Source organism: Veillonella rogosae JCM 15642, assembly GCF_002959775.1.
GTDB lineage: Bacteria > Bacillota > Negativicutes > Veillonellales > Veillonellaceae > Veillonella > Veillonella rogosae.
Genome location: NZ_PPCX01000011.1, coordinates 126,811 through 137,455, shown reverse-complemented (window position 1 = coordinate 137,455; position 10,645 = coordinate 126,811). Strand labels below are relative to the sequence as shown.

The window sequence follows — 10,645 nt, the reverse complement described above, 5'->3', positions numbered from 1 at the left end:
TTCCAAGATTACAGCATGATCGATAAAGCTCCAGAAGAACGTGAACGCGGTATCACAATCAACACTGCACACGTTGAGTATGAAACTGCTAACCGTCACTATGCACACGTTGACTGCCCAGGCCATGCTGACTATGTTAAAAACATGATCACTGGTGCGGCTCAAATGGACGGCGCTATCTTGGTATGTTCCGCAGCTGACGGCCCTATGCCTCAAACTCGCGAACACATCTTGTTGGCTCGCCAAGTTGGTGTTCCTGCAATCGTAGTATTCTTGAACAAAGCTGACATGGTTGACGACGAAGAATTGATCGAATTAGTAGAAATGGAAGTTCGTGAACTTCTTTCCTCCTACGAATTCCCTGGCGACGAAGTACCTATCGTTGTAGGTTCCGCTTTGAAAGCTTTGGAAGGCGACGCTCAATATGTAGCTAAAATCGACGACTTGATGGACGCTGTAGACTCCTACATCCCAACACCAGTTCGTGATACTGACAAACCTTTCTTGATGCCTGTAGAGGACGTTTTCACAATCACTGGTCGTGGTACAGTAGCAACTGGCCGTGTTGAACGTGGTCAAGTAAACGTTGGCGATACTATCGAAGTAGTAGGCTTGAAAGAAAAAGCTGAACAATACGTAGTAACTGGTCTTGAAATGTTCCGTAAAGTGTTGGATTCTGCAGTAGCAGGTGACAACGTAGGTGCATTGCTTCGTGGTGTTGACCGTAAAGACATCGAACGTGGTCAAGTATTGGCTAAACCAGGTTCCATCAAACCACACACAAAATTCAAAGCAGAAGTTTACGTATTGACTAAAGAAGAAGGTGGCCGTCATACTCCATTCTTCTCCAACTACCGTCCACAATTCTACTTCCGTACAACAGACGTAACAGGTGTTGTAAACCTTCCTGAAGGTGTAGAAATGTGTATGCCTGGCGATAACGTAACAATGAACATCGAATTGATTACACCAATCGCTATTGAAGAAGGTCTTCGTTTCGCGATTCGCGAAGGTGGCCATACAGTAGGCGCTGGCGTAGTAACAGCAATCGAAGGTTAATTCATAATCTTTGTAGTAAATAGGACCCCAATTGGGGTCCTATTTTTGTATTAATTTATATATTGTTTATTGTATATGTAACCCAAGGTACAGAATCATTCTACTAATAGTGCTATTATAAGCTTAAGGAGAGCAAAGGCTCTCCTTTTGTGTTTTTATAGAAAAGGAGGTAATGTGATGGGTGAATACAAAAAGTATTGGATAGCCGTAGTAGCCGTTCTTATTATTGGTTTTTCTATTCTTGGTTATCTAGGTACTGATGTGTATCATCAAGCACCGCCAGTGCCGACTGCGTATGTATCTCAAGATGGACAGGTCTTGTTCACTAAGGAAGATATTTTACATGGTCAATCGGCATGGCAATCTACTGGTGGTCAATCGGTAGGGACCGTTTTAGGTCATGGCGCATATCAAGCGCCTGACTGGACAGCAGATTGGTTACATAAAGAAGTATCCGTGATGTTGGATATTAAATCTCAAGAAGCCTTTGGCGTTCTTTATGACCAATTGGGACCTGCAGAACAAGCAGCTATTAAAGAAGTTGTGAAAAAAGAGTATTTAGGTAGTGCAGTCCGTGAAGATGGAACTGTTGTCTTATCTCCAGAACGAATTACGGCAATGAATTTAACTGGTCGTTATTTTGTTGAGTTGTACGGAGATAATCCTGATTTAACATTGACTCGTGATCATTTTGCGATGAAGGATAATACATTACCTGAGTTACAAGATCGCATTGATATGGCACGCTTCTTCTTCTGGACTACTTGGATGGCATCTACCCAACGTCCTGGTACAGATGCAACGTATACAAACAACTGGCCACATGAACCTTTGTTGGATCATAACCCTACACCTGAAAGTATCGCATGGTCTGTTGTGAGTGTTATTATCTTATTATGTGGCATTGGTGTAGTTGTATGGTTATGGGCCTTTGGTAAAAAGGATGATGAGCATGCATTGGTTCCGCCAACAGAAGATCCAATTAGCAAGATCACGTTAACGCCATCTCAACGTGCATTAGGTAAATATTTGTTTACAATCCTAGCATTGTTCTTATTCCAATTGGGAATGGGTGGGATTATTGCCCACTATACTGTAGAAGGTCAAGCGTTCTATGGTATTCCATTAGCGCAATATTTCCCTTATTCTATTGCGCGTACATGGCATATTCAGGCATCTTTGTTCTGGATTGCTATGGCATTCTTGAGTGCTGGTCTATTCTTGGCACCAATCATTAATGGTGGTAAAGATCCTAAATATCAAAAGCTTGGGGTGGACATCTTATTCTGGGCTCTTGTAGTTCTTGTAGTAGGTTCCTTCGCTGGTACATATTTAGGCGTAGCACATCAAATTCCAGCAGCGTGGAATTTCCTTCTCGGACACCAAGGTTACGAATATATCGAGTTGGGTCGTATTTGGCAGTGGATTGAATACATTGGTATTTTATTCTGGCTTGTACTCATGATACGTAGCATTATTGGTGCCTTCAAGCAAAAAGGGGATAAAAACCTCATTGCAGCCTTCATATTCTCCGTTATCATGGTAGGTATCTTCTATGGTCCAGGGTTATTCTATGGTGAACATAGCCATTTGGCGATTATGGAGTATTGGCGTTGGTGGGTAATCCATCTTTGGGTTGAAGGCTTCTTCGAAGTATTCTCCACTACATTAATGGCATTTATCTTTGTTACATTAGGGCTTGTATCGTATCGTGCTGGTACAGTTGCGGCGATCTCTTCTGGGGCTATTTATCTCATCGGTGGTATCCCTGGTACATTCCATCATCTATACTTCACAGGTGTTACATCCACTATCGTGGCAACAGGCGCATCCTTCTCTGCGTTAGAAGTAGTACCACTTGTACTCTTAGGTTATGAAGCTTTTGAAAACTATACACGTCTTCATAGTGCTCCTTGGATGCATCGTCTAAAATGGCCTGTGTATTGTTTTATTGCCGTGTCCTTCTGGAATCTAGTGGGGGCAGGGGTATTCGGGTTCTTGATCAACATGCCTGTATCCTTGTTCTACATCCAAGGTCTTAATACAACTGCAGTACATGCCCACACAGCATTGTTTGGTGTGTATGGTTTCTTAAGTCTAGGATTTGTATTCCTTATTGCTCGCTATATCCGACCTGAAGTAGAATTTAACGATAAGCTAATGAAGTTCGGTTTCTGGGCTCTCAATATAGGGCTTGCATTAATGGTGCTTATTAGCTTATTGCCAATCGGTCTTATCCAATCCTGGGCTAGTATCACAAATGGCTTATGGTTTGCGCGCAGTGAAGAATTTATGCAACAACCATTGTTACAAAATTTGCGGTGGGCTCGTCTCATCGGTGATACGATACTAATTGTTGGTGCTGTAGCATTCTTCTGGCAAATTGTAAAAGTTCTATTTACGAAGAAATCTTAATCTATAAATAGATTACTTCTTGATCTGTAAATAGATGATTTAATGGGTATTAAATCATATTATTAATTCTATTTAACTATATGAGTAAATGGCATAAAATGTATGAAAAATATGTGATGATTTAGTACCATATTAATGGCGTTCCTTTATAGACAAGGAACGCCATTTTTTGTTATACTATCCCTGTCAGGTACATGTGCCTGGCTTTTTTGAGTTGCTCAAAATTCTTGACATAGCTTGCTACGTATGATATAGTTTTTTAGTATGTAGTCGAGCGTTTTCGAGTACAAGAGACAGATTTAGTAAATATAAAGCGAGGTGTATCCGGATGCGTAATGCCATTACTTTAGCTTGCACAGATTGCAAACAACGTAACTATCAAACGAACAAGAACAAAAAGAACAATCCTGATCGTATTGAAATGATGAAATATTGCAAATTCTGCGGTAAACATACATTACACCGTGAAACAAAATAATTCTTATCATTCATTACCTGTTGATTTGAGGATGTGAAAAAAATGGCAAAGTCTAACTCAGCAGTGCAGCAGCGTGGTGGATTTGGAAAATTCTTCCGCGGTGTGAAAGCTGAACTAAAAAAAGTAGTCTGGCCAACAAAAAAAGAGCTTATCAATTACACAATAGTAGTATTCTTAGTGACTATTTTCATCGCTTTGGTTATTGCTGTGCTTGATGGACTCTTCGCCCAACTTTTTAATACGTTGTTGCACTTTGTTGGATAAGGGGGCCATTACATGGAAGCAGATAAGAAGTGGTATGTAATTCATACCTATTCAGGCTACGAAAATAAAGTTAAAACCACTCTTGAACTTAAAGTTCAATCTATGGGCCTACAAGATGTGATTAGCCGTATTTTGGTACCTCTTGAGGACGAAATAGATGAAAAAGATGGGGTTAAAAAAGTAGTAAAACGTAAGATATTTCCTGGGTACGTATTGGTTGAAATGGAAGTTAACGACCGTTCTTGGTATGTTGTGCGCAACACGCCAGGTGTAACAGGTTTCGTTGGTTCTGCCACTAAACCAGTTCCACTTTCTGATTCCGAAGTAGAACATATACTTAAGTCTCAGGGCTTGGATAAGAAACCAACCATCAACGTCGATGTCGAAGTTGGTGAAACGGTACGCATTACGTCCGGGGCCTTTGAAGATAAACTAGGTGTTATTACCGAACTTAACCCTGAAAAAGGAACATTGAAACTTAATGTAGAAATGTTCAACCGAGATACCGAGGTAGAGGTAGAGTTCTCTCAAATTGAGAAAGCTCTTTAATATATAAATATAACTCTAAAAAGAGCAATCGATTTTGGTTGCCAGTGGGAGGATGTATATCCGTTACCACCACAGTATAAGCATAGGAGGTTTAATTACCCATGGCTAAGAAATTAGTTAAACAAGTAAAACTACAAATTGAAGCCGCTAAAGCTACTCCAGCACCACCAGTTGGTCCTGCACTAGGTCAAGCAGGTGTTAACATCGTTGCTTTCACAAAAGAATTCAACGAACGTACTGCTAAACAAGCTGGCTTAATTATCCCAGTAGTTATTAACGTATATGAAGATCGTAGCTTCGACTTCATCACTAAGACTCCACCAGCTGCAGTATTGTTGAAAAAAGCTGCAGGTATTCCAAAAGGTTCTGGTGTACCTAACCGTGATAAAGTAGCAAAAGTAGGTCGCGATAAAGTTCGTGAAATTGCTGAATTGAAAATGCCTGACTTGAATGCTAATACCGTAGAACAAGGTATGCGCATGGTAGAAGGTACTGCTCGCAGCATGGGCATTGAAATCGTTGACTAATAAGCGTACGACTTGCGCATAAGGCGCAAATCGGTGGGAGGGAATTCCCGTTTGACCACATAAGGAGGATATTATAATGGCAAAAGTAGGTAAGAAATACGCTGAAGCAGTAAAACTTATTGAAGCTGGTAAATTCTACGAACCAGTAGAAGCAATTGAGTTGGTTAAGAAAACTGCAACTGCAAATTTCGATGAAACAGTTGAAATCGCTTTCAACTTGAATGTCGACCCTAAATACGCTGATCAACAAGTTCGTGGTGCAGTAGTATTGCCTCATGGTACTGGCAAAACTAAACGCGTTCTTGTATTCGCAAAAGGCGACAATATTAAAGCAGCTGAAGAAGCTGGTGCAGATTTCGTAGGTTCTGAAGAGTTAGTAGCTAAAATCCAAGGTGGTTGGAGCGACTTCGACGTAGTAGTTGCTACACCAGACATGATGGGTCAAGTTGGCCGTCTTGGTAAAATCTTGGGTCCTAAAGGCTTGATGCCAAACCCTAAAGTTGGTACAGTAACTCCAGACGTTGCTCGTGCAGTAAACGAAATCAAAGCTGGTAAAATCGAATACCGTACTGATAAAGCAGGTATTATCTCTTGCTCCATCGGTAAAGCGTCTTTCGATGATGAAAAATTACTTGACAACTACCGTACAATCGTTGATACTATTATCAAGGCTAAACCTGTAGCAGCTAAAGGTCAATACATTAAATCTGTAACCTTGTCCGCTACAATGGGCCCTGGTGTGCCTTTGAACGTGTTCAAATTGAGCAACGTTACAAAAGAGCAATAATCAAATATGTCTCTTAGCTGTAGACGGCTGGTATGTATAATGGATGAAAATCCGCCCGCTGAGGCTGACACTAGAACAACCTAGTACTAGTTCGACCTCATCGCGTGCGATGGGGTCGTTTTTTACGCTAAGATAGTACATAGAGCACCAAAAAATCTATAAGGAGGTAATCTAATGGCTGTCACTGAATCAAAAAAAGCAATTGTTGCTCAAATGAAAGAAACTCTTTCTGAAGCAAAAGGTGCTGTATTGATTGGTTACTCTGGTTTGACTGTTGCTCAAGCAACTGAACTTCGTCGCAAAATGTTGGCTGAAGGTGTTGAATACAAAGTAATCAAAAATACTTTGACTCGTATCGCTGCAAACGAATTGAATCTTGAAGGTTTCTCTGAGCACTTAGAAGGTCCAACTGCATTGGCTACTTCTAAAGAGGATGCTGTTGCACCTGCTCGTGTAATCGAACAATTCATCAAAACAACTGATAAAGAAGTTGTTACAGTTAAAGCTGGTATCGTTGAAGGCGAAGTTATGGACGCTGCTGGCATCAAAGCAATTGCAAATCTTCCAAACCGCGAAGGTATGCTTTCCATGTTGCTTTCCGTATTGCAAGCTCCTGTTCGCAACGTTGCATACGCTGTCAAAGCTGTTGCAGAAGCAAAACCTGCAGAATAATAATTACAAAGAATTATTCGTCGGCCGCATGAGGCTGGCACTATAAACTAATTTATGGAGGATACTTAAAATGGCATTGAACATTGAAAACATCGTTGCTGAATTAAAAGAAGCAACTATTCTTGAACTTAATGATCTTGTAAAAGCAATTGAAGAAGAATTTGGCGTAACTGCAGCAGCTCCTGTAGCTGTAGCAGCAGCTGGCGACGCTGGTGCTGGCGCAGCTAAAGATTCCTTCGACGTAATCTTGAAAGATGCTGGCGCATCCAAAATCAACGTAATCAAAGTTGTTCGTGAAGCAACTGGTCTTGGCTTGAAAGAAGCTAAAGCTATCGTTGACGGCGCTCCTGCACCTGTAAAAGAAGGCGTAGCTACTGAAGCAGCTGAAGCTTTGAAAGCTCAATTGGAAGAAGCTGGCGCAACTGTAGAATTGAAATAATTCTAGCCATATTAAAAGGCGTACCCTTGGGTACGCCTTTTTTGTTTGTTATTGAAGCTTATAAATTGATGCAATTTTTGTTTTGTTCACTAATTTTGCTTTTGGATATGGGAAGATATTCGTAAAGTCTTTATCATATTTGTTTGGTACTATTACATAAGCGCCATGATTCTGATTTCTTTGTTGTAAAAAAGTTTCTTTTGTTATGGTAGGCATTAACGCTTTACCTTCAGTCCATCTAGGATCATCAGTTGTATCTACAAAAATTTGAGTAGGTGTTGTGTCCATATAATATACGATAGAAGTATAGTAACTACCATATACATATATTGGTTTTGTTGTATCCTCAATGAAGGTTTTGAATTGTAATCCAGATTGACTCAATAATACTGGTGGTACTGTAATAGTAATAGCAGAGTATAACGTAAGTAATGGAACAATAGCATATATGGCAAGTCTGAAAGACGATGTTATGTATTGACCGCCAATATAAATTGTACATACTATGATAAAGGAGCCTACTACTAATGGTATGCTATCAAGGGTTTTATCAAAGGCTGTAGCAAACGTGAAAATTATATAATAAATACCTAATGGCAAAGTAACCCAATAATTAAATCTTTTCAGTGATGTGGTGAATTCACCAGTCTCTTTATCCGTAATTAACTCACCTATTTTAACTGCTGCCCATAGTATACATGGAATAATAGCAGGTAGCGTATAGGTTATATATTTCGTAGCTACTAATGAGTAGAATAGAACTATAACTACAAACCATATAATACCGAATAAATCAAAATCGTCTTTCCAGTTGATGCTTTTTAATTGATAACATATTACCGGTGTCCAAGGTAATAGTGAAAGCGGTACAATCAAGAGATAATAATACCATACATTAAATTTAGGATGTTCAGACACGAGGGCTCGATCTACATTGTGTAGGCCCAAGAATCCAGAAATAAATTGTTCACCATGTATTGAATACATAGCAATATACCAAGGACCAGCTATACATATAAAGGCCAATAGACCTAAAGGATTAAATAGTAGCTTAACATCTTTTGAAAGCTCGTAGTTTTCATCGTTCCTATGTACTACATAGCGTGCGCATACGTAAATGACTAATATGAGTCCTGGTAAGAGAATTCCTACAGGCCCTTTTGTGATTACGGCTAAGGCAGCAGCAATGTAAGCTTTTATTATTGATGCCTTGTCATTATTGTGAAAAGCTAAATAGCTATATCCAAATATGGCTAAGGTGAAAAGGAATAGGAAGCCATCGGTTATAACGGCATGTGATATATACCAAAACTGTAGTGTACTCATTAATAGAATTGCACAAAGTACACTGATAGAGACATTCTTAGACATGCGGTAGACCATGTGATACATAAAGGCCACACTAGCTCCCGCCACGAGTGTATTCGGTATCCGCGATGTAAAGTCAGATATGCCGAATAGTTTGTATGTTATCATAAGGGCCCAATAGGTGAGAGGTGGTTTGTCATACCACACTTGGTCATATATCATAGGCGATATCCAGGAGTTGTGTTTTAGCATGGTAATGGCAGAGAGTACATAGTTTGATTCGACTGGATCGGTGATAGGCAAATAGGCGTTGTAGAAACCATAACTCAGGATGGTCAATAAAAATAAAGCGCCTATACGCAGAGCGTGATAATTCATAGTCAATACTCCTTACTTACATAGTTTATACTATTGTACTATAGGGATAGTTATATTCAAAACCTGTCTTGATATAGTATATTTAATTACCGAAATAAATATTGTATAGAATATTGTTTGTTCAGGATACATGAAATGACTTTTATGTATACAAGATACATGCTATAATGAGCGCATAAGATAAAATTATTTCATCAAAATGTCATTAAATATATGAAATAGTGGAAAGAGGATCTAATATGAGAAAAGAACATGATTTCCTAGGTGAGTTAGAAGTAGCTGATGAGCTATATTATGGCGTACAAACTATTCGTGCCTTAGAAAACTTCCATATTACAGGAAAACATTTGGACCAAGACTTTATTAAAGCTTTGGCGATGGTTAAAAAAGCATCTGCTTTGGCTAATATGAAAACTGGTCGTCTCAATGTATCTATTGGTAAAGCAATTGTTCAAGCTGCGGACGAAGTAATTGAAGGTCAATTTGCCGATCAATTCCCAGTTGACCCAATTCAAGGTGGTGCAGGTACTTCTGTAAACATGAACATGAACGAAGTATTGGCTAACCGCGCTTGTGAAATTTTAGGTCATCCAAAAGGTAGCTACGATATCGTAAGCCCTAACAACCACTGTAACATGGCGCAATCCACAAACGATGCGTTCCCTACAGCAATTAAAGTATGTGCTATTATTAAATCCAAACCTTTACTTGACGCATTGCAACGCCTCGTTGATGAGCTCGAGAAAAAGGCTGAAGAATACAGCGAAATCTTGAAAATGGGTCGTACTCATTTACAAGATGCGGTGCCAATTACATTGGGCCAAGAAATGGGTGCTTATGCATCTGGTATTCGCCGTGGTATTAAACGTATTAAATCTGCCGTTGAAGGTGCACATGTAATCAACATGGGTGCCACTGCAGTTGGTACAGGTCTTAATGCTGAACCTAACTACATTCATGATGTAGCTTATGAACTTAGCGAAGTAGTAGGTGAACCATTCTACACTGCGGAAAACTTGATCGACGCTACAAACAATACAGACGTATTTGCAGATATCTCCAGTGGTTTGAAAGTAACTGCACTTGTATTGATTAAAATGGCGAATGACTTCCGCTTGATGGCATCTGGCCCTCGTTGTGGTATTGGGGAATTAAAATTACCTGCACGCCAACCTGGTTCTTCCATCATGCCTGGTAAAGTTAACCCTGTTATCGCCGAAGTATTGAACCAAGTATGTTACCAAGTTATCGGTAATGATACTACTATTACATTGGCTGTAGAAAATGGTCAATTTGAATTGAACGTAATGGAACCTGTATTGGCGTACAACTTGTTCAATAACCTTTGCTATCTCAAAAACGGTGTAAATACATTCGTTGATAAATTGCTCGTAGATCTTGAAGTAGACCGCGAACAATGCGAATACTGGTTGAACCGTTCCGTAGGTATCGTAACAGCACTGCTACCACACCTTGGTTACGAAACTGCATCTGCATTGGCTAAAGAAGCATATGAAACAGGTCGTGCTATCCGCGATATCATCTTAGATCAAGGTTTATTGACTGAAGATGAAATCAATCATATTCTTTCTCCTAAAGAAATGACTCGCCCTGGTATTGCTGGTGCGAAATTGTTAAAACAAAAAGGTAACTAATACATTACCCTTTGTTAATAGATGAACAAAGCATGAAAATGAAAGGCTGTCAACCCTTTTGGTTGACAGCCTTTTTTATTACTGATAAAATTATATATTGCAAAAGTAGCGTTT

General features: G+C 39.6%; 11 protein-coding genes. 10 read left to right on the top strand and 1 reads right to left on the bottom strand.

The genetic code is table 11. The annotated features are described in order from the left end of the window. From tuf to rplL, 9 genes are all read left to right on the top strand, one after another. The coding region (gene tuf, locus VRHSUH09_RS08550) for an elongation factor Tu (protein WP_105081922.1) at nucleotides 1–1,059 on the top strand (1,059 nt) is incomplete at its 5' end. 177 nt (nucleotides 1,060–1,236) lie between these two features. After that, nucleotides 1,237–3,474: a nitric-oxide reductase large subunit gene (locus tag VRHSUH09_RS08545; RefSeq protein ID WP_105081921.1), complete on the top strand. Its 2,238-nt coding sequence runs from the start codon at nucleotides 1,237–1,239 to the stop codon at nucleotides 3,472–3,474. A gap of 328 nt (nucleotides 3,475–3,802) precedes the next feature. Continuing rightward, nucleotides 3,803–3,952 (top strand): 50S ribosomal protein L33, encoded by a 150-nt coding sequence (gene rpmG / locus VRHSUH09_RS08540; protein WP_004693530.1) that lies wholly within the window; start codon nucleotides 3,803–3,805, stop codon nucleotides 3,950–3,952. 42 nt (nucleotides 3,953–3,994) lie between these two features. Beyond that, a complete protein-coding gene (secE, locus tag VRHSUH09_RS08535) occupies nucleotides 3,995–4,216 on the top strand; it encodes a preprotein translocase subunit SecE (protein ID WP_009351089.1) in 222 nt (73 codons plus the stop codon). A 12-nt stretch (nucleotides 4,217–4,228) separates the two neighbouring features. After that, on the top strand, nucleotides 4,229–4,765 hold the full coding sequence (gene nusG, locus VRHSUH09_RS08530; RefSeq protein ID WP_009351135.1) for a transcription termination/antitermination protein NusG: 537 nt from the start codon (nucleotides 4,229–4,231) through the stop codon (nucleotides 4,763–4,765). 101 nt (nucleotides 4,766–4,866) lie between these two features. Then, nucleotides 4,867–5,292 carry a 50S ribosomal protein L11 gene (gene rplK, locus VRHSUH09_RS08525; RefSeq protein ID WP_004693535.1) on the top strand — a complete coding sequence of 142 codons (426 nt, stop codon included), beginning with the start codon at nucleotides 4,867–4,869 and terminating at the stop codon, nucleotides 5,290–5,292. A 76-nt stretch (nucleotides 5,293–5,368) separates the two neighbouring features. Continuing rightward, entirely contained in the window at nucleotides 5,369–6,079 is a 711-nt protein-coding gene (gene rplA, locus VRHSUH09_RS08520; RefSeq protein WP_005377180.1) for a 50S ribosomal protein L1, read from the top strand. 174 nt (nucleotides 6,080–6,253) lie between these two features. Further along, nucleotides 6,254–6,751, top strand: a complete 498-nt coding sequence (rplJ, locus tag VRHSUH09_RS08515; protein WP_009351171.1) for a 50S ribosomal protein L10 — start codon at nucleotides 6,254–6,256, stop codon at nucleotides 6,749–6,751. A gap of 70 nt (nucleotides 6,752–6,821) precedes the next feature. Beyond that, nucleotides 6,822–7,190: a 50S ribosomal protein L7/L12 gene (gene rplL, locus VRHSUH09_RS08510; RefSeq protein ID WP_009351212.1), complete on the top strand. Its 369-nt coding sequence runs from the start codon at nucleotides 6,822–6,824 to the stop codon at nucleotides 7,188–7,190. Nucleotides 7,191–7,238: 48 nt separating this feature from the next. On the opposite strand, the gene VRHSUH09_RS08505 is transcribed toward rplL, so the two are convergent. Continuing rightward, entirely contained in the window at nucleotides 7,239–8,876 is a 1,638-nt protein-coding gene (locus VRHSUH09_RS08505; protein WP_054748728.1) for an ArnT family glycosyltransferase, read from the bottom strand. 239 nt (nucleotides 8,877–9,115) lie between these two features. On the opposite strand from VRHSUH09_RS08505, the gene VRHSUH09_RS08500 reads away from it, so the two are divergent. Then, the gene (locus VRHSUH09_RS08500) at nucleotides 9,116–10,531 is read left to right on the top strand and encodes an aspartate ammonia-lyase (protein WP_043005780.1); all 1,416 of its coding nucleotides are present in this window, start codon (nucleotides 9,116–9,118) and stop codon (nucleotides 10,529–10,531) included. The last annotated feature ends 114 nt before the right edge of the window (nucleotides 10,532–10,645 follow it).

Excerpts from the sequence above, each read along its gene's own strand:
- VRHSUH09_RS08545 (WP_105081921.1), top strand. The coding sequence starts at position 1,237 with ATGGGTGAATACAAAAAGTATTGGATAGCCGTAGTAGCCGTTCTTATT.
- rpmG (WP_004693530.1), top strand. The coding sequence starts at position 3,803 with ATGCGTAATGCCATTACTTTAGCTTGCACAGATTGCAAACAACGTAAC.
- secE (WP_009351089.1), top strand. The coding sequence starts at position 3,995 with ATGGCAAAGTCTAACTCAGCAGTGCAGCAGCGTGGTGGATTTGGAAAA.
- nusG (WP_009351135.1), top strand. The coding sequence starts at position 4,229 with ATGGAAGCAGATAAGAAGTGGTATGTAATTCATACCTATTCAGGCTAC.
- rplK (WP_004693535.1), top strand. The coding sequence starts at position 4,867 with ATGGCTAAGAAATTAGTTAAACAAGTAAAACTACAAATTGAAGCCGCT.
- rplA (WP_005377180.1), top strand. The coding sequence starts at position 5,369 with ATGGCAAAAGTAGGTAAGAAATACGCTGAAGCAGTAAAACTTATTGAA.
- rplJ (WP_009351171.1), top strand. The coding sequence starts at position 6,254 with ATGGCTGTCACTGAATCAAAAAAAGCAATTGTTGCTCAAATGAAAGAA.
- rplL (WP_009351212.1), top strand. The coding sequence starts at position 6,822 with ATGGCATTGAACATTGAAAACATCGTTGCTGAATTAAAAGAAGCAACT.
- VRHSUH09_RS08505 (WP_054748728.1), bottom strand. The coding sequence starts at position 8,876 with ATGAATTATCACGCTCTGCGTATAGGCGCTTTATTTTTATTGACCATC.
- VRHSUH09_RS08500 (WP_043005780.1), top strand. The coding sequence starts at position 9,116 with ATGAGAAAAGAACATGATTTCCTAGGTGAGTTAGAAGTAGCTGATGAG.